The 22,720-nt window shown below is 41.5% G+C and carries 22 protein-coding genes; 13 read left to right on the top strand and 9 right to left on the bottom strand.

The window, feature by feature from the left end; all coding sequences use genetic code 11:
* The first annotated feature begins 39 nt into the window (after positions 1-39).
* From V5739_RS00105 to V5739_RS00115, 3 genes are read left to right on the top strand one after another with little or no spacing between them, the layout of a single operon-like run.
* The gene (locus V5739_RS00105) at positions 40-384 is read left to right on the top strand and encodes a PadR family transcriptional regulator (protein ID WP_345598770.1); all 345 of its coding nucleotides are present in this window, start codon (positions 40-42) and stop codon (positions 382-384) included.
* Positions 377-2,068, top strand: coding sequence for a PspC domain-containing protein (locus V5739_RS00110; RefSeq protein WP_423819159.1), 1,692 nt, complete (start codon positions 377-379; stop codon positions 2,066-2,068). Before V5739_RS00105 ends, V5739_RS00110 begins: the two co-directional genes overlap by 8 nt.
* On the top strand, positions 2,065-2,205 hold the full coding sequence (locus V5739_RS00115) for a hypothetical protein (RefSeq protein WP_423819160.1): 141 nt from the start codon (positions 2,065-2,067) through the stop codon (positions 2,203-2,205). The genes V5739_RS00110 and V5739_RS00115 overlap by 4 nt, the downstream gene beginning before the upstream one ends.
* A gap of 210 nt (positions 2,206-2,415) precedes the next feature.
* Here V5739_RS00115 and istB read toward each other — a convergent pair whose 3' ends face one another.
* A complete protein-coding gene (gene istB, locus V5739_RS00120) occupies positions 2,416-3,135 on the bottom strand; it encodes an IS21-like element helper ATPase IstB (protein ID WP_423819161.1) in 720 nt (239 codons plus the stop codon).
* A gap of 24 nt (positions 3,136-3,159) precedes the next feature.
* The gene (istA, locus tag V5739_RS00125; protein WP_423819162.1) at positions 3,160-4,683 is read right to left on the bottom strand and encodes an IS21 family transposase; all 1,524 of its coding nucleotides are present in this window, start codon (positions 4,681-4,683) and stop codon (positions 3,160-3,162) included.
* 287 nt (positions 4,684-4,970) lie between these two features.
* Here istA and V5739_RS00130 point away from each other — a divergent pair.
* Positions 4,971-6,103, top strand: a protein-coding gene (locus V5739_RS00130; RefSeq protein ID WP_423818085.1) for an IS3 family transposase whose coding sequence is annotated in 2 segments (ribosomal slippage) — positions 4,971-5,232 and positions 5,232-6,103 — 1,134 coding nt in all. Because the reading frame shifts where the segments join, the coding sequence is not laid out codon by codon here.
* A 157-nt stretch (positions 6,104-6,260) separates the two neighbouring features.
* Positions 6,261-7,457 (top strand): IS256 family transposase, encoded by a 1,197-nt coding sequence (locus V5739_RS00135; protein WP_423818582.1) that lies wholly within the window; start codon positions 6,261-6,263, stop codon positions 7,455-7,457.
* 63 nt (positions 7,458-7,520) lie between these two features.
* On the opposite strand, the gene V5739_RS00140 is transcribed toward V5739_RS00135, so the two are convergent.
* The 4 genes from V5739_RS00140 to V5739_RS00155 all read right to left on the bottom strand — a co-directional run bounded on the left by V5739_RS00140 (position 7,521) and on the right by V5739_RS00155 (position 11,778).
* Entirely contained in the window at positions 7,521-7,730 is a 210-nt protein-coding gene (locus V5739_RS00140) for a transposase (protein ID WP_423820510.1), read from the bottom strand.
* A gap of 353 nt (positions 7,731-8,083) precedes the next feature.
* Complete coding sequence (dnaK, locus tag V5739_RS00145; protein ID WP_345598773.1) at positions 8,084-10,009, bottom strand: molecular chaperone DnaK; 1,926 nt, start codon at positions 10,007-10,009, stop codon at positions 8,084-8,086.
* 126 nt (positions 10,010-10,135) lie between these two features.
* On the bottom strand, positions 10,136-11,413 hold the full coding sequence (locus tag V5739_RS00150) for a Y-family DNA polymerase (protein WP_423819163.1): 1,278 nt from the start codon (positions 11,411-11,413) through the stop codon (positions 10,136-10,138).
* Positions 11,410-11,778 (bottom strand): S24 family peptidase, encoded by a 369-nt coding sequence (locus V5739_RS00155; protein WP_423819164.1) that lies wholly within the window; start codon positions 11,776-11,778, stop codon positions 11,410-11,412. The genes V5739_RS00150 and V5739_RS00155 overlap by 4 nt, the downstream gene beginning before the upstream one ends.
* Positions 11,779-11,884: 106 nt before the next feature.
* Here V5739_RS00155 and V5739_RS00160 point away from each other — a divergent pair, with 106 nt between their 5' ends.
* Positions 11,885-13,318 (top strand): L-serine ammonia-lyase, encoded by a 1,434-nt coding sequence (locus V5739_RS00160; protein WP_423819165.1) that lies wholly within the window; start codon positions 11,885-11,887, stop codon positions 13,316-13,318.
* Positions 13,319-13,622: 304 nt separating this feature from the next.
* Here V5739_RS00160 and V5739_RS00165 read toward each other — a convergent pair whose 3' ends face one another.
* Both V5739_RS00165 and V5739_RS00170 read right to left on the bottom strand, forming a co-directional pair.
* Complete coding sequence (locus V5739_RS00165) at positions 13,623-14,081, bottom strand: DinB family protein (RefSeq protein WP_345598776.1); 459 nt, start codon at positions 14,079-14,081, stop codon at positions 13,623-13,625.
* A 1-nt stretch (position 14,082) separates the two neighbouring features.
* Complete coding sequence (locus tag V5739_RS00170; protein ID WP_423819166.1) at positions 14,083-14,559, bottom strand: nuclear transport factor 2 family protein; 477 nt, start codon at positions 14,557-14,559, stop codon at positions 14,083-14,085.
* Between the two features lie 55 nt (positions 14,560-14,614).
* Here V5739_RS00170 and panB point away from each other — a divergent pair, with 55 nt between their 5' ends.
* Genes panB through V5739_RS00185 form a run of 3 tightly spaced genes read left to right on the top strand, consistent with a single transcriptional unit; the run spans position 14,615 to position 16,609 of the window.
* The gene (gene panB, locus V5739_RS00175; protein ID WP_266068817.1) at positions 14,615-15,433 is read left to right on the top strand and encodes a 3-methyl-2-oxobutanoate hydroxymethyltransferase; all 819 of its coding nucleotides are present in this window, start codon (positions 14,615-14,617) and stop codon (positions 15,431-15,433) included.
* A 45-nt stretch (positions 15,434-15,478) separates the two neighbouring features.
* Positions 15,479-15,895 (top strand): hypothetical protein, encoded by a 417-nt coding sequence (locus tag V5739_RS00180; RefSeq protein ID WP_423819167.1) that lies wholly within the window; start codon positions 15,479-15,481, stop codon positions 15,893-15,895.
* A 12-nt stretch (positions 15,896-15,907) separates the two neighbouring features.
* Positions 15,908-16,609 (top strand): RluA family pseudouridine synthase, encoded by a 702-nt coding sequence (locus tag V5739_RS00185; protein ID WP_423819168.1) that lies wholly within the window; start codon positions 15,908-15,910, stop codon positions 16,607-16,609.
* A gap of 6 nt (positions 16,610-16,615) precedes the next feature.
* On the opposite strand, the gene V5739_RS00190 is transcribed toward V5739_RS00185, so the two are convergent.
* Positions 16,616-18,160, bottom strand: coding sequence for a hypothetical protein (locus tag V5739_RS00190; protein WP_345598780.1), 1,545 nt, complete (start codon positions 18,158-18,160; stop codon positions 16,616-16,618).
* Positions 18,161-18,311: 151 nt separating this feature from the next.
* Here V5739_RS00190 and V5739_RS00195 point away from each other — a divergent pair, with 151 nt between their 5' ends.
* The 4 genes from V5739_RS00195 to leuB are packed head-to-tail and all read left to right on the top strand — an operon-like array spanning position 18,312 to position 22,569.
* Positions 18,312-19,481 (top strand): 2-isopropylmalate synthase, encoded by a 1,170-nt coding sequence (locus V5739_RS00195; protein ID WP_266068813.1) that lies wholly within the window; start codon positions 18,312-18,314, stop codon positions 19,479-19,481.
* On the top strand, positions 19,481-20,863 hold the full coding sequence (leuC, locus tag V5739_RS00200; RefSeq protein WP_423819169.1) for a 3-isopropylmalate dehydratase large subunit: 1,383 nt from the start codon (positions 19,481-19,483) through the stop codon (positions 20,861-20,863). The genes V5739_RS00195 and leuC overlap by 1 nt, the downstream gene beginning before the upstream one ends.
* The gene (leuD, locus tag V5739_RS00205; protein WP_423819170.1) at positions 20,864-21,457 is read left to right on the top strand and encodes a 3-isopropylmalate dehydratase small subunit; all 594 of its coding nucleotides are present in this window, start codon (positions 20,864-20,866) and stop codon (positions 21,455-21,457) included.
* A complete protein-coding gene (leuB, locus tag V5739_RS00210; RefSeq protein ID WP_423819171.1) occupies positions 21,454-22,569 on the top strand; it encodes a 3-isopropylmalate dehydrogenase in 1,116 nt (371 codons plus the stop codon). Before leuD ends, leuB begins: the two co-directional genes overlap by 4 nt.
* Positions 22,570-22,720: the final 151 nt, after the last annotated feature.

Raw genomic sequence — 22,720 nt, forward strand, 5'->3', positions numbered from 1 at the left:
AAAAAATGAACAGTTCAATAACATTCAAAACTCAACACTATGAAGATTGAAAACACGAAGGCACAAATGCGCAAAGGTGTTTTGGAATACTGTATTTTATCTGTCTTAAGAGATAATGATGCATATGTAGCCGAAATTCTGGATACCTTAAAAGGCGCCAAACTCCTGGTGGTAGAAGGCACTATTTATCCTTTATTAACCCGCCTCAAAAATGCCGGCTTACTTTCTTATCGCTGGGAAGAATCTACCAGCGGCCCACCAAGAAAATATTACGGCCTCACAGAAACCGGAAAAATTTTTCTTAAAGAGCTCACCCATACATGGGAAGAACTGCAAACCGCAGTGACAATTGTAACCACCCAAAAACCTAAAAATCATGAATAAGACAGTCAATATAAATCTTGCCGGCATTTTCTTTCATATTGATGAAGATGCTTATGCCAGGCTACAACATTACCTTGAGGCTATAAAACGATCTCTCACCAACACCTCTGGCCAGGAGGAGATCATTCATGATATTGAAGCCCGGATAGCCGAACTTTTTGCTGAAAAGATCAAAAATGAAAGACAGGTAATTGGAATACGGGAAGTAGACGAAGTGATCTCTGTTATGGGACAACCCGAAGATTATGTCATTGATGACGAGATCTTTGAGGATGAACCAGTGTATACCAAAACAAGAGGTAAAAAACTATTTCGAGATACAGAGCACAGTTATGTAGGAGGAGTATCATCGGGGCTTGCTCATTATACAGGGATTGATGCTGTATGGATAAGAATCCTGTGGATTCTCCTTACCATTTTTTCTACCGGCGCTTTTATACTCATTTATATCGCTCTTTGGATCTTTGTGCCCGAAGCTAAAACCACTGCCGATAAACTTGCCATGCGTGGGGAACCGGTAACCATTAGCAACATTGAACGCAAAATTAGAGAGGGGTTCGATGATGTGTCGGGAAAGGTAAAAGACATCAACTACGAGAAATACGGTTATAAGGCCCGCGCCGGTGCAAACTCGGCTGCGACCGCAGTAGGTGATGTCGTAAAATTCATTCTTAACCTGTTCGTGAAACTTATTGGGATATTTCTCATCCTCATAGCCGGATCTACACTTATAGGATTGTTTATTGGGCTGTTTTCAATAGGCACCTTTGGGATCATTGAAGCTCCATGGACAGATTTTGTGGAAATCGCCGGCCCTGGCGCAGACAGCATCTGGGTTATTTCAATACTGGCCTTCTTTGCTGTGGGCATCCCGTTCTTTTTCCTGTTCATACTTGGATTAAAGATCCTGGTCAAAAACCTAAGATCTATTGGAAGAACTGCAAAGCTGGTGCTATTAGGACTTTGGATTATCTCTGTACTCGGTTTGATCTTCTTCGGAATTCAACAGGCTACCGAAAGAGCTTTTGATGGAGAAGTGAGAATTTCTGAAAATCTTCCTGTAAAAGCCAATGACACTTTATATGTCAACATGATGGGAGATCCGCAGTTTAATTCTACCCCGTATCAATCAGGTGATTTCAACATCTCCTATGACGATAGCAATAATAAAGTGATCTGGTCTCAGAATGTGCAGTTGATTGTGAAATCTACTTCCGATTCAACCGGGAGAATGGAGATCGTTAAAATTGCTGAAGGTAAAACCTATGATGAAGCCAGGCAGAGAGCCGAAGAGATAAATTACAGTACAAGTTTCTCTAACGGAAATCTTGACCTAAGCGGAATACTAACGACAGATCCTTCCAACAAGCACAGAGAACAAAAAGTACAGGTAACCTTGTTTCTACCAATAGGTACAGTGCTTTACGCCGCAGATAATACCTATTCCTTCCATAGGAATACAGATTATTACGGAGATATTCTTCACAACGGTTATGAAGAACAGTATCTTAAGATTACCCGTGAGGGCGCAGAATGTCTAGATTGCCCTGCCGAGGAGGAAGATCCCTGGAGTGATTCTGAAACTGACTGGGATACTGAAGAAAGCACGGAGGAATCTTTTGAAGAAGATTTCCCCAATGAAGAACAATCCACTATTGAAACCGATACAATAACGGGAGAATGAGTGTTCTTATAGAGATTTTAATTGCCATCTTTCTCAATTTCCTGGTTTCTACAGGAGATGAGGAAGTTAAACCCGAGCAACCGGAAAAAGCGGGAATAGAACAGGTTTCCAAAAATGCTACTTCCGAAGAATGTTAGAATCCTCCCTTAAATAAAACGAGGTCGTCTAAAAAGTAATTTTTAGGCGGCCTTTTTTCTTGGATAATTTTTCAAGAAAGGTTTTTCTTTTTTTTTTTGGTCTGTAGCTGTAAGCTTCCCTTAATGGATATTCCCGTGATGCTGACCCCCCGTTCAGGCCATACTGACCCCTCTAGAGATTTTGGTCAAAAAGATAAGTTAATGACAATATTACAGTTTTTTTCTAAGACTTTCCCCCTTAAGTTCTATTCGATGGGAAGTGTGTACCAGACGGTCTAAAATAGCATCGGCTATGGTAGCTTCTCCAATAATATCATACCAGCTTCCCACTGGTAATTGACTGGCAATAATGGTTGATGATTTTCCGTGCCTATCCTCAATGATTTCCATCAGATCCATTTGTTGTTTCTTGTCCAGATGAGCCAGACCAAAGTCATCCAGGATCAATAGGTTGGCCTTAGCCAGTTTATCAAAGAACTTCAGGAAGCTTCCATCAATACGGGCCATTTTGGTTTTCATCAGTAATTTCTGTGTATTGAAGTACAGTACCTTATTTCCCTGGCTACAGGCCTGGTGTCCTAAAGCCGAGGCAAGGAAGCTTTTGCCGCAGCCTGTGGCCCCGGTAATTAATACCGATTCCCCTTTTTCCAAGTATGTTCCGGTAGCCAGTTCGGTGATCTGGTCTTTATTGATTCCCCTGGCGGTTTCCAGGTTTAATTCCTCTATGGTAGCCTGGTAACGGAACTGGGCACTTTTCTTCAGGCGTTCAAAACGCCGGTGAGTACGTTCTTCGGCTTCAGCCTGTAACAATACTTCCAAGCCTTCCCCCAGGGATAGCTCGTGGTGTTGACGGGTTTCTATCATAGCTTTCCAGCTTCGGTGCATTCCCCCAAGCCGGAGTTGTGATAATTGGTTTTCAATGGTGTTCATATGATATTCAATTTTAATAGTTACTTATTTATAAAAAGAAGCCCCGCGGATATTCCCATGAGTGGGCAGGGACTTTACCTGTGGTTCCTCCTGATAGTCAGTCATCCGGTTCTCCAGGACCTGCTTTAAGAACCGGTAAGAGTACTGCCCATGGTCCAGGGCAATGCTGCAGGCTTTAATAAAAATATCGCGATTAGTTTTCCGGGACAAGTTCAGTATGCCATCACAGGTTTTGTAAAGCTGCTCGGGGTATTTGTCCTGTTTGAACAAAGCTTCCATGTACCGGTAAAGTTTTTCAGAGTGGTTATACCCACGCTGCAGGTAATATGTGGGGCTACGCTCTTTATAATACTGGTGGTGGGAACACAGGTGTTCCTTCCGGGTGGTATAACCTGCTTTTTTGTGGTTCCTGGGATGCGTGGCAATAAGGCCTGCTTTATGGTAGATCCTCACCAGCGACCGGGTGTAGATTACCTTGACCTTCATGCCAATGTAGGTATAGGGAACGCTGTAATAGTGTTTGTCCATTCCCAGGTAAATATGATTGTTCTTGGCCACTTTATGTTCCCTGTAATATTTGATCTCGAAGGCTGTTTCCGATAAAGGCTGCAGGGTATGTTTTTCATCAGCCAGGAACTTTTCTTCCCTACAGTAATCCTTCTGCTGCATCCGGGTCTGGTTATGCTCCCTGACCTTTTGGGCAATGGCTTTGTTCAAAGAAGGAAGGTCAAAGAAAGTGAGCTTGCGAAGCTTGGCATATACCCGGCTGTAGATCAGCTTCACCTGGTTCTCCACTAAACCTTTGTCCTGAGGTCTTCTGGGACGTGCCGGGGTAACAGAAGTGCCATAATGGTTGGCAAAATCTTCCAGGGCACGATTGAGTTCAGGCTCATAGGGATTGGCTTTTATTACTGCCGATTTTAGGTTATCCGGAACCAAGGTTTGGGGAACCCCGCCAAGATCTTTTAAACAACAGCCAAGTGCATAAATAAAATCTTCAAGTTTCTGACTGGGCACCGCCAGGGCAAAACAGTAATCGGAATACGGCAAGCAAGCTACAAACACCTGAACTTCGATCTCTTCCCCGGTATCTCTATTAATATAAGATAAAGTCTTTCCGGCGTAATCAATAAAAAGTTTATCCCCAGGCTTATGGTCCAATACCATGGAGGGTTTCCCGCTACGCAGGTATTGCTGGAGGTGCCAGCAGAACTGGCCGTAGCTATATGGATGAAGGTTTCCAGTTTTATACTCTTCCCAGAGCAACTGCCGGGTAACACCTACTTTTTTAAGTTCTTTGCTGTAGTATTCCAGCTGTGTCTTAAGATGCTCGTAGCGCTCATCTTTGTAAGCTGGGTTTCCGGGCCATATTTTCCCTTCCAGTACTGGGTCTTCCATGGCCAATAGAGCTTCAATTGAAAGATTGCCTGCACGTGCCTTTTTAATATATCCTTTTACAGTATTCTTGCTGATCGAGAGGGTCCTGGCAATGGTTTTTATGCCCTTGCCCTGTTTGTGCATACGAAGTATTTGCTTTACCTGACTCATTCGTTTTGGTTTTCCGGCCATTACTTATCTTTTGATGGTATCCATCAAATAAACCAAAACCAATACAAAAAGCTGGGGGGTCAATATGCTCCGGAATAAATTCACAGAGGGGTCAACATGCTCCTGAATAATTTTTCCAGCCAGCTTTTTTTATTTTCTAAAGGGGTCAGCATCCGCCGGAATGACAGATACCTAAAAGGTGATCTTCAGAGGGGTCAGCTTAGTCCTGAATATCCACCTTAAAACCGAACTGTTTAAAAGTATAATAACTCTTAATTTTAAACAGTATGAAAAAAAGTAAATTTTCCCCTCAGCAAATCTCTAAGATCCTCAAAGAATTCGATAACGGTAAAACAGCTGCCGAGATCAGTCGTGAATATGGTGTAAGCACCGCTGCTTTTTACAAATGGCGAGAACGTTTTAGCGGAATGAATGGCAAAGAGCTTAAGCGACTCAAAGAACTTGAGGAAGAGAATCGTCGACTCAAGCAAATGTATGCCACCCTTTCTTTGGATCATGAGATGGCTAAAGAGATCATCGAAAAAAAGCTCTAAAGCCTTGCCGTAAGCGAACCATAGCTAAAGAACTTGCTCATTACGGTATAAGCAGGGCGTGCCGTGTTTTAAAAATGAGCAAGAGTGTGTTTTATTATAAACCTCTCCCTAAAGATGATAAACCCATAGAAGAAGCCTTACAGCAAAAGGCAGAGAAGTATAGTGAGGAAGGTTTTTGGATGGCTTATGAGCGACTGCGTAAGGAAGGAAAGCCGTGGAACCATAAAAGAGTTTATCGTGTCTATAAAAACCTTGGCTTAAGCTTAAGGCGTAAAGTGAAGAAAAGATTACCAGCAAGAGTAAAAGAACCCTTAGAAGTACCTGAGACCCTTAATCATACCTGGAGTATGGATTTTGTGACAGATGTCCTGGATAATAAAAGAAGGTTTAGGGCCTTTACTATTATTGATGATTATAACCGGGAGGCACTTCACATAGAAGTAGATTTTTCCTTGCCCAGCAATAGAGTTATTTGGGTATTAAACCACCTAATTAATCGAAGAACAAAACCTCAGAAAATAAGAATGGACAATGGTCCTGAGTTTATTGCTAAAATAGCTTCAGAATGGAGTCAGATGCATGGAATCAACTTCAAATATATCCAACCAGGAAAACCTACACAGAATGCTTTTATTGAACGATTCAATGGAAGTTATAGAAGAGGAGTTTTAAATAAATACATTTTTGAAGATCTGGATCAGGTACGAGAACAAACACAGGTATGGATGGATGATTACAATAATCAAAGACCTCACGATGCATTAGGAAAAATGGCTCCAATAGAATATGCAGAATTTAATTCTCTAATAGCAACTACAGATAAAACCAAAAACAATAATTTTATATCATCAAGCAGTTCTAATTAGGGGGAGCTTACATAGCGAGGATTGAAAAAAAATGTTTAGAAAAACCTTCTCTAGGCACTATATTAAAAACTGTGTAAGTTTTAAATAAAGGGGTTTGTTAGCCCCGTTATTTTTTTAACCTTGCCTGCAAAATCCAGGCACTAATATTTACACATTGATGAAAAAAGAAGATCTATTCGATGATGAGTTTTTAAAACAGTTTAAATCCGGAGAAGAACTTAGCAGCTTTCTCAAGCAACTTCAAAAACGAGGATTGGAGAAAATACTTGAAGGTGAACTTGATGGCCATCTGGATTACGACAAGAACCAAAAGTCTGGATCTGGAAATACCAGGAACGGTTATTCTCAGAAAAAGGTTCGCAGCTCTTACGGTGAAGACACTATAAAGGTTCCCCGCGACCGTGATGGCTCTTTTAATCCCATGATCGTTCCCAAACGAAAAAACATGGTGGACGGGATTGAAAATGTTATTGTATCACTATATGCAAAGGGAATGAGCAATAGCGATATTGAGGAGCAAATCTCTGAGGTGTATGGTTTTGATGTCTCTACTTCTACTATATCCAGAATTACAGACAGAATCAGCAATGATATCGTAGCCTGGCAAAATCGTCCTTTAGAGCCTGTGTATCTGATCGTTTGGATGGACGGAATCGTATTCAAGGTTCGAGAGAACTCTAAGGTAGTCAACAAAACCATTTACATAGCTGTAGGCCTTAGAAGAGATGGTAAAAAGGAAGTTCTTGGCCTTTGGTTAGGAAAGAATGAATCTGCCGCCTTCTGGATGAGCGTATTGACCGATATGAAAGCCCGGGGAGTTGAGGACATTTTAATCACTGCCACTGATAATCTCAATGGATTTACGGATACCATTAAGAATGTTTTTCCACAGTCTAAAACTCAAATCTGTGTGGTTCACCAGATCAGAAACGCCTGTAGGTATGTAGTTTGGAAAGATAAAAAAGCCTTTACCAGGGATATGAAGTTGATATACGATGCACCTACCAAACAAGCCGCAGAAGCTGCCTTGGAAGATTTTGCCACCCAATGGAACTCTAAGTATTCTTATGCGATAAAAAGCTGGAGGGACAACTGGGAAGACCTTACCGTCTTTTATGAGTTCCCGCTGGAGATCAGGCGAATCATTTACACCACCAATCTTATTGAGAACCTGAATGGTAAGATCAGAAAGTACACTAAAAACAAATTATCCTTCCCAACCGATGATGCTGTAATGAAATCTGTATATTTGGCTCTGAGGGAAGCAACCAAAAAATGGTCTATGCCCATTAGAAATTGGGGAATCGTCCTCAATCAGTTCTTGACTATATACGAAGAAAGGGTTCAACTTTAGATAAAAAGTCAAACCCCTTTATTTAAAACTTACACACTTTACGGGATAGTGTCCTTCTCTAGGCTATACTGACTTCTTTAAGTTATGTGCCATGTCTATTAGCCCTATTTCTGTAGTTACTTTCTCCATTGCCCGTAGCATAAATCGCTTGGAGCCCATATTTTGCTTAATATTTGCAAAGACTGCCTCTACATCCCAGCACCTTCGCTTACGATGAGCTATCACAACTTCACTGAGCAGTAAATTTTTCGCTTTCTTTTTTAGGTGGACCAGATTGTGTTATGTTCAATTACCCTCCCTTTTGCCCTAAAGCAACTGCCCCGCAGTGGACAGCCATGGCAGTTTTAAGCCTGATAGCAGTGGATTGCTTTAGTAAAGTCATTCTTGATTTTACTTTGGTAGGTGTCGGTTTCTGAATACAGTGTGATTTTTTGGAACCAGATCATCATAGCTGGGGGAATAAGACTTAATTGATTTTGATGATAAGTCTTAAAAACTACTTTTCTGTTTATACATTAAAAATAAGCAGCTACACCTTTTTAAACAAAAAAAAGCGCTGCCAAAAGACAGCGCTTTAAAAATTTTCTCCAAGTTCCTCCCCTTTCCAAGGGGAGGTTAGGAGGGGTTTACTTCACTTCTTCGAAGTCAACGTCTTCTACATCATCACCTTGCTTGGCATCGCCTCCGGCTTGTCCGCCTTCAGCTCCGGTAGCTCCCTGTTGTGGACCACCTGGTTGTCCGCCAGCTTCGGCTTGTGCTTTGTACATTTCTTCCGAAGCTACTTTCCATGCCTCATTGATCTTGTCTAATGCAGGCTGAATAGTTTCTACTTCTTTAGTCTCATAAGCTTTCTTAAGCTCTTCCAAAGCGTCTTCGATTGGCTTCTTCTTATCATCAGAAAGTTTATCACCAAATTCTTTCAACTGACTTTCAGTTTGGAAAATCATAGCATCGGCTTCGTTCAGCTTATCTACTTTTTCTTTGGCTTTTTTATCGCTTTCGGCATTCGCTTCAGCTTCCTGCTTCATCTTTTGGATCTCTTCTTCGGTAAGACCAGAAGAAGCCTCGATCCTAATATCCTGAGATTTACCGGTAGCTTTATCTGTAGCGCTTACTTTGATGATACCGTTGGCATCAATGTCAAAGGTCACTTCAATTTGAGGTGTTCCTCTTCGTGCCGGTGGAATTCCGTCAAGGTGGAATCTACCAATGGTTTTATTATCATTTGCCATTGGGCGCTCTCCCTGCAACACGTGGATCTCAACAGATGGCTGATTATCGGCCGCAGTAGAGAATACCTGTGATTTCTTGGTAGGAATAGTAGTGTTAGACTCAATTAATTTGGTCATTACACCTCCCATAGTTTCAATACCAAGAGATAACGGAGTAACATCAAGAAGTAATACATCTTTTACATCTCCCGTCAATACACCACCCTGGATAGCAGCACCAATCGCTACAACCTCATCTGGATTCACTCCTTTTGATGGTTTCTTTCCGAAGAATTTTTCAACTTCTTCCTGAATTTTAGGGATACGGGTTGATCCCCCAACAAGGATTACCTCGTCGATATCACTTTTTGAAAGACCTGCATCGCTAAGTGCTTTTTGCACAGGATCCATAGAACGTTTCACCAAAGTATCGGCAAGTTGCTCAAATTTAGATCTTGTTAAAGTCTCTACAAGGTGCTTAGGCCCGCTTGCAGTAGCAGTAACGTATGGCAGGTTAATTTCGGTTTGAGAAGAAGAGGAAAGCTCGATTTTAGCTTTTTCTGCAGCTTCCTTCAAACGCTGAAGTGCCATAGGATCTTTTCTAAGGTCGATGTCTTCAGCTTTTTGGAATGTATCTGCAAGCCAGTCGATGATCACCTCATCAAAATCATCACCTCCAAGGTGCGTATCACCATTTGTAGAAAGTACTTCAAATACTCCGTCTCCTAATTCAAGGATAGAGATATCAAATGTACCACCACCAAGGTCATAAACAGCGATCTTCTGGTCCTGAGATTTTTTATCAAGTCCGTAAGCCAGTGCAGCTGCAGTTGGCTCGTTAATGATCCTTCTTACCTTAAGACCTGCGATCTCTCCGGCTTCTTTTGTAGCCTGACGCTGAGAGTCATTAAAGTAAGCCGGTACGGTAATAACAGCTTCGTTTACATCCTGCCCAAGATAATCTTCGGCAGTTTTCTTCATTTTTTGAAGCACCATGGCAGAAAGTTCCTGCGGAGTGTATTTACGGCCGTCAATCTCTACACGTGGAGTATCATTGTCACCTTTTACTACTTTATAAGGAACCCTTCCTGCTTCTTTAGAAACTTCAGAATATTTATTTCCCATAAACCTCTTGATAGAGGAAATGGTCTTTTGCGGGTTAGTTACAGCCTGGCGTTTTGCAGGATCCCCTACTTTTATTTCGCCTCCTTCTACAAAAGCAATTACAGAAGGAGTAGTTCTTTTTCCTTCGGCATTAGGTATAACCGTTGGCTCGTTACCTTCCATTACGGCAACACAAGAGTTGGTAGTACCTAAGTCGATTCCAATTATTTTACTCATAATTCTATAGGTTGTTATTTATTATTTCTGATTTTTTTGAACAACCTCTTAAAGTCAATCATTATGCCACCCGAAATTATATGACAGGATGTCATAAAAGAAAGACAGACAGTTGACTCCCTCAAGTTAAGAACTACTGCCTACCTTAAGAAGTTCCTGCCATTGTGTGGTATAATACGGGCTTCGATGTTTTTTAATAAGCTCCCATTCCTGCTTTCGCCTACCGGTAATAGCTGAAGCGACTGTGGCCTTTCCATATTTGTTATTGATACCATCAAAAACTTTCATAAGCACAGGATTAGAAATTTTGGAAGGTTGTTCAAATAAATTAGCCTGCACATATTCCTGTGGAATAATTCCGCTCAAATTAACTCCTACTTTCTTATAGCGAAAACCTGGTTTATATATTCTATGCAAGGCTTTTCTTGCTTCGCTTATCAAAACAAATGTATTATTGGTAGGAACAGGCAAAGTCACAGTACAACTTTCAGAATATCGTTTATCAATTTTACTGTGATAATTGGTATGCACAAACACCTGCACATATGAAGCGCATGAACCCTGTGCCCGCATCACCACGCTTACCTCGCTAATGTAATAAGCACATGCTTCTTCAATCATGTCGAGATCTTCCAGTCGCTTTCCGAAGGACTTTGCTGTACCTATTCCTTTTTTAGGTTTAGGGATAGTGGTAAATTCTATACATGATTCCCCTCTCAATTCACGCCACAAACGTTCTCCAACTACAGTCATCTCCTTACGCACCCAGGCAAGAGGCGTGTTATGTGCAAAATCAAACGCAGTAAACACTTTCTTTTCCTGAAGTCGCCTGGCATGTTGCTTTCCTATTCCCCATACATCACCAATTTTTACTTTTTTTAAAGCTGCTTTTCTTTTTTCTTCAGAATCAATTATATATACATGTTCGTGCACTTCCTCTTTTTTAGCTATCCGGTTTGCCAGTTTAGCAAGGACTTTTGTAGGAGCAATACCTACCCCCACCGGTAAACCCGTATACTGAAGAATCTGTTCTTTAATATTGCTACCGTACTTAGGAAGGTCTAAATGATTTATGCGAGTTAATTCTACAAAAGCTTCATCAATACTGTAAACTTCTACCATTGGAGAAAAAGTCTTTAAAATATTCATCACCCGCTGGGACATTTCTCCATATAAGGTGTAATTAGAAGAAAAGAAAGTCACATTATTTTTTACCAGAATATCTTTAATCTTAAAGACAGGCTCAAACATGGGGATATGTGCCAGAGATTTAGCCTCTTTATTTGCTGCTATTACACAGCCATCATTGTTGCTTAACACTACTACCGGCTTCCCCAAAAGATCGGGTCTAAAAACTTGTTCGCAGGAAGCATAAAAGCTATTACAATCTACCATTGCAATCATATCATAGCATGAATTATATAAGTAACCACCCCCCACAGCAGAAATTCAGATTGCGTAGGTTTACCTGAAAATTGCACAATATCAAATTCCCCATCTTTTATTATAAGTGCAATACGACCTGGTTTAAGCTCCATAGACCGATCTATAATAAGAACATCTTTATCCCAGATATTAAATTTAGACCAGTTATTGCCTTCAACTCTAATGAAAAATGTCGCATCCTGATTGTAAATTAATTCACTATTTAAATCTATTGGCGCCTCGTAATAATGAGTGGCCGCACTAGGAAACCCTGTTTGCTTTGAAACTTCTGCAGCGTGTCTTTCTTTTCGCTTCTGTATCTTTCCAAAAGTATTTACTTGCATGCTTCAAAATTAGGAAATATTCCATATAAACATGGACTATTTCCTAATTATTTTATACGGTCATTCAAAAAGAAAGATTTAATTTTACCCAAATTTTTATTCCTGAATGCAAAAAATCGAAAGTATCAGCGTTTTTGACATGCTAAAAATAGGAGTTGGTCCTTCCAGCTCCCACACCCTTGGCCCATGGCGGGCAGCCGAAAGGTGGATCGGGGAATTAAAGCAAGCCGGAAAATTTGATGAAGTAGAAAAGGTGACCATCAACCTGTACGGATCTCTTTCCCTTACCGGAAAAGGCCACGCTACAGATCTTGCCTCTGTCCTTGGGCTTTTAGGCTATGATCCTGTCACTGTTCCCGTAGAGAATATTGATCCCGAGATTAATAACATCCGCACTTTTAACCGGCTTAATCTGAACGGCGAGCGCAGCATTGACTTTAGCCTCGAAAACGATATCGTTTTTAACAAGAAGTTCCTGCCATTTCATCCTAACGGAATGAAATTCACAGCCCGACTTTCCTCCGGAAAAACAACCTCTTCCACGTTCTACTCTATTGGCGGCGGATTTGTAGTAAAGGAAGAACGAAAGAATGCCAAAAAACAGCTGAAGAAATTCAAGGAATTCCCTTTTCCAATTGTAAAAGGAACCGATCTTGCGGCATTTTGCAAACAGGAGAATAAGAAGATTTCTGAAATAGTTTATGAGAACGAAAAATCCCTCCGGACTGAAGAAGAAATTGACAGCGGACTCAAAGCTGTATGGGATGTAATGCTGGAATCTATGTACCTGGGCTGCCACACCGAAGGCACCCTCCCCGGAGGACTAAACGTGCGCCGCCGTGCTCCCGATTCTCATAAAAAACTCATAGGAGATTCAAAGTATGACACCAAGGAAGAATGGATCGAGGCCATTCGAAATACCGAAGTAAAATTCCGGTCCATTCTCAAGTGGGTTAGCTGTTTCGCTTTGGGAGTAAATGAAGTGAACGCATCTCTTGGTAGAGTTGTCACCGCACCAACCAATGGTAGTGCCGGAGTGATTCCTGCTGTGCTCATGTATTATCTCACAATCGAGAATCACGACGCGGGATTTGAAAAGATCAAACAATTCCTACTCGTTGCCGGTGAAATTGGAAGTTTATTTAAAAAAGGGGCTACCATATCGGCAGCTATGGGCGGTTGTCAGGCAGAAATAGGTGTCTCCTCTTCAATGGCCGCCGGAGCTTTGGCCGAAGTCATGGGCGGCACTCCCGAGCAGGTGATGATGGCCAGTGAGATCGCCATGGAACACCACCTCGGCCTCACCTGCGACCCCATCGCCGGATTGGTTCAAATCCCCTGTATTGAGAGAAACTCCATGGGTGCCATAAAAGCCATCAATGCCGCCGAAATGGCCATGGATGCAGATTCTATCCACGCTAAAGTTCCACTGGACAAAGTGATCGAAACCATGTGGGAAACTGCAAAAGATATGAATTCGAAGTACAAAGAGACTTCAGAAGGTGGATTGGCGGTGAGGGTGAGTTTGAGTGACTGTTAAAACCACCCCGCCCTCCGGGCACCCCTCCTTGAAAAAAGGAGGGGAACACTTTGAAGTTGCGGGAAACTTCCCTGCCTGAAGGCAGGTGTTGAGGTCTAAAAAAAATATTATTTCCTGCCGCAGGCAGAGTGAACGCGGAGCGAAACCAGCTTGAAGACAACTTCTCCACTTGTGGAGGGTTTCGCGGAGCGGAAATGTCTCCAACAGCTCCCCTCCTTTTTTCAAGGAGGGGTGGCAGGCGATAGCCTGACGGGGTGGTCAGGTGCTATACCTGCGCAGCGGGACGAAGTCCACCAAACCAAACCTAGTACTGTAGCTTCGAAAGCAACACAATCTGCCCCAAATGATAAGCATCATGTTGAATAATCCCCTGGATCAAATAATAAAACCGCTGCCCGTTCCCCGGATAGGTTTTTTCCAGATCTTCATCCTGCAAATTATCAAGAAATTCCAGCCATTCCTGTTGGGTCTCTTCCAGATCCTGCAAAGTCCGCTGCCACGCCTCTTCAGAAGGATCTTCAATTTTTCTTATAAAATTATCTTCGGGAACCGGGACAATAGTGCCAGATAAACGTTTCAGGATCATTCGCCGCCACTCAATGATATGATTGAGGATTTGCCAAATAGAATTTCGGCCTTCAGCAATTTTTTTAAAAGCTTTTTCCGCAGAAATTTCATGAAGTGTCTGCTTCAGAGTGACATCAATCCATGGATCGCCATTATAGAGTTGTGAAAATTCCTGTTTTAATCTTTGTGTTTCCATGCTATTTGAGTTTCTTATATTCACAACCTTCCCTCCTTCTGGTATCAATAAGATAGATGATCTTCCATTCGCCCTTCTGCTTCAAAAGCTGAAAATTATTCACGCCGCAGTGGCTAAAGGCGTCATTGAGGTAAAAAGAATAAGCCGTCCAGGCATTTGCCATGTCGCCGTCTATTTTGATCACATACTCGTGAAGCACTTCCTTGAAATTGGTCTTTAGAGGAATAGAAACAATTCCCTTCAGCAGCTTTTCAAGCTCCTCATTCACTAATTGTGGGCCCCCGTCTTCTCCCTTTGCAATAGTCTGTATCACAGGATCTTCATAAAAAACGGATTTCATCATCAAAGAATCCCGGGCATGGAAACCTTCAAAAAAAGTATGCACCACTTCTTTTACCTTTTCTTCTTCCGAAGAGGTCTGCGCGAAAGCCAGGGTGCCAAAAATGACAAAAACAGCAGTGGTTACAAGTCTTTTCATGTGTTCAGTTTTGAATGTAATTTAGTACTTTTACCTGAATTTTAATTTTACAACTATGTCAGTCGCCAAGAAGCAATATAAAAGAATCACTACCAAATCGCTGGTTGAAATGAAAGCCCAGGGAGAGAAAATTTCGATGCTTACCTCCTATGATTTTTCGATGGCAAAAATAGTTGACGGTGCAGGTATTGATGTGATCCTGGTTGGAGATTCGGCCAGTAATGTGATGGCGGGACATGAAACTACACTTCCTATTACCCTTGACCAGATGATCTATCATGCGGTTAGTGTGGTGCGGGCGGTAGAACGGGCCTTAGTGGTTGTTGATCTTCCCTTTGGAAGCTATCAAAGTGACCCAAAAGAAGCCTTGCGGTCCGCGATAAGGATCATGAAAGAAAGCGGCGGACATGCAGTGAAGCTGGAAGGTGGAAAAGAGATCAAAGATTCCGTAAAACGTATCCTTAACGCCGGAATTCCGGTGATGGGCCACCTAGGGTTAACTCCGCAGTCCATCTACAAATTTGGAACCTATACGGTACGTGCTAAAGAAGAAGCTGAAGCTGAAAAACTGAAAACCGATGCGCTTATGCTCGAAAAAGCCGGTTGTTTTGCACTGGTATTAGAAAAAGTACCTGCCAAACTGGCTAAAGAAGTTGCTGAAAGCTTAACCATTCCTGTAATTGGAATTGGCGCCGGAAATGGTGTTGACGGACAGGTACTTGTAGTGCACGACATGATTGGTATGACCCACGAGTTTAATCCAAGATTCCTAAGAAGGTATTTAGACCTATATTCAGAAATGACGAAGGCATTCGAGCAATATCGGGATGATGTGAAGAGCAGGAATTTCCCATCAGATGATGAACAATATTAGAGGAGTTCAGAGTTAGGAGTGAGTTCTGAGAAGTAATTGTAAATAATGAAAATAGCGTATTCAAAAAGGCGACTTTATTCCAACCTTGTGTTGGGAGGACTTTTCGTCATTTTAGGGGGTCTCAAAATATACGAAGGAACCGCCAGCTATTTCACCTTTTTTCAGCTTCTCCTCGGAATATTATTAATTGGAGCTTTCTTTTTTCAGAAAAAGCATCAATACCTGAGTATTCAAAAAGGGTTATTAACCAAGAATTCTCTCCGAAAGCAATCAATTGAGCTTGATAAAATTGAGCAGGTGCAGTCTTTTCCCGGCAGGATAAATCTTTTTACTTCTGAAGAAAAGCTTAGCATCAATACTGAAGTCATAGAAAACGACTCGTTGCACAAACTCTTAAGCACTTTGGGTTCTTTGGAAGTGGAGCAAAATCCGTTTGTTGGCTATGCTACAAAACCCATTTAAAATTTGCCATTTTTGGAAAGTAAGATAATCTCAACACCTCAAAACCTACAGGTACTTTACGAAGACAATCATCTTATTGTTGTCAACAAACGTCCTGGGGATATAGTGCAGGGGGATAAAACAGGAGATGTACCACTTAGCGAAGTAGTAAAAGAATACATCAAGATCAAGTACGACAAACCCGGAAATGTATATATTGGAGTTGTCCACCGCCTTGACCGCCCTACCAGCGGGATTGTGTTGTTCTCCAAAACTTCAAAAGCGCTACCCCGTCTCAACAAGCTATTTAAAGAAAAGGAGGCGAAAAAGACGTATTGGGCAGTGGTAAAGAATGCCCCTCCAAAACAGCAGGACACGCTGGTGCATTTCATGAAGCGAAATCCTAAACAGAATAAATCTTACGCGCACATAAAGGAAGTACCAGACTCCAAAAAAGCCATTTTAGAGTACCGAGTTATAAAAGAACTGAATAATTATTACCTCCTGGAGATCGATTTGCATACCGGCAGGCATCACCAAATTAGGAGCCAGTTATCTTCTATCGGCTGCCCAATAAAAGGTGATCTCAAGTATGGTTTTGACCGCAGCAATAAAGACGGTAGCATTCACCTACATGCCCGGAAGCTGGTTTTTAACCATCCGGTAAAAAAGGAAATGCTGGAAGTCATTGCTCCGCCACCAAATGATCCTATATGGGAGGCTTCCAGGGCCTGATTTTTCTTACCTGGAGACCAGTTTCACCTTTTCGGCAATAATTTCGGCAACAGGCCGGTCTTCAATCCGGCTTTCGAGCCAGGACAGGATATCAAGATATAAGAATGCCCTTCGTTCGTAAGGATGATCTTCGTAAACCTTCAGCGTACTGTGAAGCTTCCTGAATTCATCTTTAATGTACAGAGGAGAAACTTCGGGTAAATTCCGAAGAAACCTTATCATTTCCTTTTGAACTTTATGCATATCGTTCATTTTAATAAGGAATTTGTACGTTGACTTCACCAGGCTTTCAAGATGATAATCCTTTCCTGCCTCGTAATGGGCAACAAGGTTTAGAATTCTTGAGAAGCACATGAGATCTTCCCTTACTTCCAAAGATTTATTGTCAATGATCCTTTTCAGAAAGTCTATACACTTTGTGTAATTTCCATTTCCGAAGTATAAAGAGGCAATTTTATAGTAGAAAATCATGATGTGGTGCCCATCAATCCTGGAGCCATATTTCTTGATCTTCTTCTCAATTTTCTCTACCAAAGTGTCGCCATTGTCAAAATCACCCTTCATAAACCTAAGGTTGAGTTTATTTGAATAAACGTAGAGAAACGACAGGGTAGCTATATTGTCATCATCAGGAATTTTGGGATCTTTTAGAGTTTCCTCGAGATGTTTGAGCGTCTTTTCAAAAAGTGCTGTATGATTGAGATAAAACAACGATTCCAGCAAATAGTGATTTCCTTTTAAATAAGAAACAGGGTGAACGCTAATGAGGTGAGGATATTCCTTAAAAAGATCTATCCATTTGGAAGAATACCGGTAACAGGAAATAAAATTCTGGGAAATAAAGCTATACCACAAATGGGCTTTATATAACCACAGCTTTTCCCGGAAACCGAGTTTTGCAATATCAAATTCGGGCAGATTTTGTTTGAAATAATCACGAATAGTATCAGATTCTTCCTGAGTACGGGCGTGGCCCATCTTTAAAAAAATGTTATAAAGCTGAAGGGAAAGGTTAGAGAGCTTGCCCGAAATGAGATTGAGTTCGGTAAGGTCTTTAGTTTCCTGTACAAGGGTCTCTGCCCTGTTGTGCGTACTGCGGGTGATGTATTGAGACTCGATGATCTTTTCCCACTCAAGAATATCATAAGCCAGCACTTTCTCTTCATAATGCAGTGCTGTAGCCTTCACTTTCTCCAGGATCTTAAGGCTTTGTTTATAAAGTCCTTTTCGATATAAGATGTAGGCAAAATCCATCTGCTCCCTAATATTAATAGGTACACTTTGATGTACGGGATTTAATTTTAAACTTATGAGCAACTGCTTATAAAGATGGGCTTTGATGTTGGAGAGCTGCTGTTTGCTTATCGCTGTATTCTTTAGAATATATTCTTCATCATATTTCTTTTGCCTGGACATTACTTTGAACAGGTTAAGAAATTTACTGTCACTATTCACCCCAATTCGGCCAACGTACAGGGTAAACTGTCGTTTTTCGGAAGGTGAAAGTGACTTAATAAGAGAAAACAGGTTATCGGTTAATTCATTGGTCATTGTAACAAGATCAGGTGCAACTTATTGAAAATCAAATACTTTAAACTCTAATTTTATATTTAATTGTCGTAATAACAGGTATTTATTTCCTATGAAGGGAAATGAGCTGGTTAAATTAGTCAAAGTTATTGTAAAGTAAATTTTATTTGATATGAGTAAAGAAAGGGTACAAATTTTTGACACCACCCTGAGAGATGGGGAGCAAGTACCGGGTTGTAAACTTGAAACCAGGCAAAAACTGAAGATTGCTGAAAAGCTGGAAGCGCTGGGAGTAGATGTTATAGAGGCAGGATTTCCTGTTTCAAGCCCCGGCGATTTTAAATCGGTATCTGAAATCTCCAAACTCGTTAAAAATACCAGCGTTTGCGGACTCACCCGGGCCGTAAAGAAAGATATAGAAGTTGCTGCCGAAGCATTAAAACCTGCTAAAAGGCCAAGAATTCACACCGGGATTGGAACTTCAGATTCTCACATTAAGTATAAATTTAATTCCACCCGCGAAGAGATTATCGTGAGGGCGAGGGAAGCAGTTTCCTATGCCAAAAATTTTGTAGATGACGTGGAATTTTATGCTGAAGACGCCGGACGAACCGACAATGAGTTCCTGGCCCGTGTATGTACCGCCGCAGTAGAAGCAGGTGCCACCGTATTAAATATACCCGATACTACGGGATATTGCCTTCCTGAAGAATACGGACAAAAGATAAAATACCTGAAAGAGAATGTAAAAAACATCGAGAATGTAATTATTTCCTGTCATTGTCACAATGATCTTGGGCTTGCCACCGCAAATGCCATTGCAGCAATTAGAAATGGCGCCCGGCAGGTGGAATGTACCATAAACGGCATTGGGGAACGTGCAGGTAATACAGCTCTTGAAGAAGTAATTATGATTTTGAGGCAGCACCCCGACCTTAACTTTACTACTAACCTGAACCCAAAACTATTATTTGAATTAAGCAACCTCGTTTCGAGGGAAATGGGAATGGTAGTACAACCAAATAAAGCTATTGTTGGGGCTAATGCCTTCGCGCATAGCTCGGGCATTCACCAGGATGGGGTCATTAAAAACCGGGAAACTTACGAAATCATAGATCCTGCAGATGTAGGAGTCACAGAATCGGCTATTATTCTCACTGCAAGAAGTGGCAGGGCTGCACTTGCCTATAAAGCGAAAATTATGGGATATGAACTAACCAAATTGCAGTTAGATATTGTCTATGCCACCTTCCTTAGTTATGCCGATGTTAAAAAAGAAGTAGCAGATACAGACTTACATGAGATTATGGACTTAAGTTTTAAAAACCGAGCCTCTGCCTAATGAAGAAGACGTTATTTGATAAGATTTGGGACTCACATGTTGTGGAATCAATCCCTAACGGGCCAGATGTCTTGTATATTGATAAACACCTCATCCATGAAGTTACCAGCCCCCAGGCCTTTAATGAATTAAAGGAGCGGGGCATTTCGGTTTACAGGCCCGACAAGATTGTAGCCACTGCCGATCATAATACGCCTACATTAAATCAACATTTACCTGTAAAGGATCTCCTGTCAAGAAAACAACTGTCGGAGCTAACGCAAAACTGCGAAGAGAATAATATTCAGCTTTACGGTTTGGGACATCCTTATAATGGAATTGTGCATGTTATGGCACCCGAATTAGGTATTACCCAACCGGGAATGACCATAGTATGTGGAGATAGCCATACCTCAACGCACGGTGCCTTTGGAACCATTGCCTTTGGTATTGGAACCAGCCAGGTGGCCCAGGTTTTTGCCAGCCAGTGTCTTTTGGTAGAGAAACCGAAAAAGATGAGGGTGAATGTGAATGGAAAGCTGAAAAAGGGAGTGCTTCCAAAAGATGTTATTCTCTACATCATCAGCAAGCTGGGAACAAATTCGGGTACAGGGTACTTCTGTGAATATGCAGGAGATGTATTCGAAAATATGTCTATGGAAGGACGTATGACGGTTTGTAATATGAGCATTGAAATGGGAGCCCGTGGCGGACTTATTGCTCCAGATGATACTACTTTCAATTATGTTGAAGGAAAAGAATTTGCTCCTAAAGGAGATGAATTTGAGAAACGAAAGGCGTACTGGAAAACACTTAAAACTGACGAAAATGCTGTTTTTGACAAGGAAGTAAGTTTTGAGGCTGAAGATATTGAACCTATGGTTACCTATGGCACCAATCCCGGCATGGGAATAAAACTTACAGGCTCTATCCCTACTGGCGCAGGTAAAAGCGCAGATAAAGCTTTGGAATATATGGGATTTGTGCAAGGGGAATCTCTTCTTGACAAACCGGTGAACTGGATCTTTATTGGAAGCTGCACCAATTCGCGAATAGAAGATTTTAGAGTAGCAGCGTCTTACATCAAAGGGAAGCAAAAAGCTGCTAACGTTAACGCTTTAATTGTTCCTGGCTCCCGGCAGGTGGCCGACCAAATTAAAGCCGAAGGACTTCAGGAGATCTTTGAAAATGCCGGTTTTACTTTGCGCCAGCCCGGTTGTTCGGCCTGTCTTGCTATGAATGATGATAAGATTCCCGCAGGAGAATACTGTGTTTCTACCAGTAACAGAAACTTTGAAGGTAGACAGGGCCAGGGAGCAAGAACTATTCTTGCCAGCCCATTAACAGCAGCAGCCACAGCTGTAGCAGGAAAATTAGTTGACTTCACCAAAAGCCTGAATTAAATGGAAAAATTTATAAAACTTACTTCTACTGCTGTACCTCTCGAAACTGAAAACATAGACACAGACCAGATCATTCCTGCCCGATTCTTAAAGGCGACAGACAAGGCCGGTTTTGGTGAAAATCTTTTCCGGGACTGGAGATATACAAAAGATGAAAATCTTAACCCAGATTTCAGCCTTAACAACCCGTCGTACGCGGGCCCTATCCTTGTAGCCGGAGACAACTTTGGGTGCGGCTCAAGCAGGGAACATGCCGCATGGGCTCTTAAAGCCTATGGATTTAAGGTTGTAGTTTCAAGCTACTTTGCAGACATTTTTAAAGGAAATGCTCTGAATAACGGACTCCTTCCGGTACAAGTCTCTCCCGAGTTCCTGGAAAAGCTATTTGATTACCTCAATTCACAGCCTTCAGGAGAGATTACTGTCGATCTTGAAAATCAACAAATCAGCATAAAAGATTCGGGAGAAGCTGAAAATTTTGAAATAGATCCTTACAAAAAGACCTGCATGTTAAATGGCTATGACGATATAGATTTTCTATTAAGCAGGCGTGACGCAATCAAGAAATACGAAGACAAACAATTACAGATATGAAGTTGAAAATAGCAGTGTTACCGGGAGATGGAATTGGACCAGAGGTAACAAAACAATCAGTAAAAATTTTAAAGGCAATAGCTGAACGTTTTGACCACGATTTTGAATTTGAAGAAGCAATAGTGGGCGCCATTGCCATAGACCGCACTGGGGACCCGCTCCCCCATTCTACCTTAGAATTATGCAAAGAATCTGATGCAGTTTTGTTTGGTGCGATTGGCCATCCAAAATATGACAATGACCCTGCCGCTAAAGTCAGGCCGGAACAGGGGCTATTAAAATTGAGAAAAGAACTTGGGCTATATGCCAATATTAGACCGGTAAGAGCTTACGAAAATCTGCTGGAGCATTCCCCTTTGCGCCCCGAACGTATCGCAGGAGCCGATATGGTGATCTACAGAGAACTCACCGGCGGAATCTATTTTGGAGAAAAAAGCACCAGCGAAGATGGTCAAACTGCAAACGATCTTTGCACCTACAGCACCTACGAAATTGAAAGACTGGCCCACCTTGCTTTTAAGGCAGCACAAAAGAGGAAAAAGAAACTTACTCTTATAGATAAAGCAAACGTACTGGAAACTTCGCGCTTATGGAGAAAGACAGTAACAAATATGGCTAAAGAATATCCAGATGTAAGCCTTGACTTCCTCTTTATAGATAATGCGGCCATGCAAATGGTGCTTAATCCAAAACAATTTGATGTGATAGTTACAGAAAATATGTTTGGAGATATTATATCTGACGAGGCCAGTGTTATTGGTGGTAGTATAGGATTGCTGGCTTCAGCTTCAGTGGGTCTTGAAAATGCCCTTTTTGAGCCTATACATGGATCATTCCCGCAGGCCACGGGGAAAGGAATTGCCAACCCTGTAGCTTCAATTTTATCTGCAGCACTTCTACTCGATCATTTCAATCTAAACCGGGAAGCCGATGTGATTAGAAAAGCAGTTGAAGAAAGCATCAAACTGAATGTTTGTACGCAGGATCTAAACAAGAACAATCATTACTCCACAGAAAAAGTGGGTGATTTCCTTGAAGGAAGAATAAGTGAGTCTGAGCATCATCACATCAATGATAATAACCTCACTATTGGCCAAATGACAATAATTTAGAATGGTTGTCTATTGCCTGTAGAGGCTGTCTTAAAGTTATTGAAAGTTTTCTTCTGAATTTAATCAGAAACAAATTGATCAGGCTACCGGTGTTTGCACAACCCGATAACCTGATCAATTAATTCAACCACTATCAATATTTTTAGACAGC

The organism is Salinimicrobium sp. TIG7-5_MAKvit, from assembly GCF_049569215.1.
In the GTDB taxonomy this organism is placed as follows: domain Bacteria; phylum Bacteroidota; class Bacteroidia; order Flavobacteriales; family Flavobacteriaceae; genus Salinimicrobium; species Salinimicrobium profundisediminis.

What these genes read in the sequence shown, in the direction of transcription:
- V5739_RS00105 (WP_345598770.1), top strand. Translation starts at nt 40, where the DNA reads ATGAAGATTGAAAACACGAAGGCACAAATGCGCAAAGGTGTTTTGGAA.
- V5739_RS00110 (WP_423819159.1), top strand. Translation starts at nt 377, where the DNA reads ATGAATAAGACAGTCAATATAAATCTTGCCGGCATTTTCTTTCATATT.
- V5739_RS00115 (WP_423819160.1), top strand. Translation starts at nt 2,065, where the DNA reads ATGAGTGTTCTTATAGAGATTTTAATTGCCATCTTTCTCAATTTCCTG.
- istB (WP_423819161.1), bottom strand. Translation starts at nt 3,135, where the DNA reads ATGAACACCATTGAAAACCAATTATCACAACTCCGGCTTGGGGGAATG.
- istA (WP_423819162.1), bottom strand. Translation starts at nt 4,683, where the DNA reads ATGAGTCAGGTAAAGCAAATACTTCGTATGCACAAACAGGGCAAGGGC.
- V5739_RS00135 (WP_423818582.1), top strand. Translation starts at nt 6,261, where the DNA reads ATGAAAAAAGAAGATCTATTCGATGATGAGTTTTTAAAACAGTTTAAA.
- dnaK (WP_345598773.1), bottom strand. Translation starts at nt 10,009, where the DNA reads ATGAGTAAAATAATTGGAATCGACTTAGGTACTACCAACTCTTGTGTT.
- V5739_RS00150 (WP_423819163.1), bottom strand. Translation starts at nt 11,413, where the DNA reads ATGATTGCAATGGTAGATTGTAATAGCTTTTATGCTTCCTGCGAACAA.
- V5739_RS00155 (WP_423819164.1), bottom strand. Translation starts at nt 11,778, where the DNA reads ATGCAAGTAAATACTTTTGGAAAGATACAGAAGCGAAAAGAAAGACAC.
- V5739_RS00160 (WP_423819165.1), top strand. Translation starts at nt 11,885, where the DNA reads ATGCAAAAAATCGAAAGTATCAGCGTTTTTGACATGCTAAAAATAGGA.
- V5739_RS00165 (WP_345598776.1), bottom strand. Translation starts at nt 14,081, where the DNA reads ATGGAAACACAAAGATTAAAACAGGAATTTTCACAACTCTATAATGGC.
- V5739_RS00170 (WP_423819166.1), bottom strand. Translation starts at nt 14,559, where the DNA reads ATGAAAAGACTTGTAACCACTGCTGTTTTTGTCATTTTTGGCACCCTG.
- panB (WP_266068817.1), top strand. Translation starts at nt 14,615, where the DNA reads ATGTCAGTCGCCAAGAAGCAATATAAAAGAATCACTACCAAATCGCTG.
- V5739_RS00180 (WP_423819167.1), top strand. Translation starts at nt 15,479, where the DNA reads ATGAAAATAGCGTATTCAAAAAGGCGACTTTATTCCAACCTTGTGTTG.
- V5739_RS00190 (WP_345598780.1), bottom strand. Translation starts at nt 18,160, where the DNA reads ATGACCAATGAATTAACCGATAACCTGTTTTCTCTTATTAAGTCACTT.
- V5739_RS00195 (WP_266068813.1), top strand. Translation starts at nt 18,312, where the DNA reads ATGAGTAAAGAAAGGGTACAAATTTTTGACACCACCCTGAGAGATGGG.
- leuC (WP_423819169.1), top strand. Translation starts at nt 19,481, where the DNA reads ATGAAGAAGACGTTATTTGATAAGATTTGGGACTCACATGTTGTGGAA.
- leuD (WP_423819170.1), top strand. Translation starts at nt 20,864, where the DNA reads ATGGAAAAATTTATAAAACTTACTTCTACTGCTGTACCTCTCGAAACT.
- leuB (WP_423819171.1), top strand. Translation starts at nt 21,454, where the DNA reads ATGAAGTTGAAAATAGCAGTGTTACCGGGAGATGGAATTGGACCAGAG.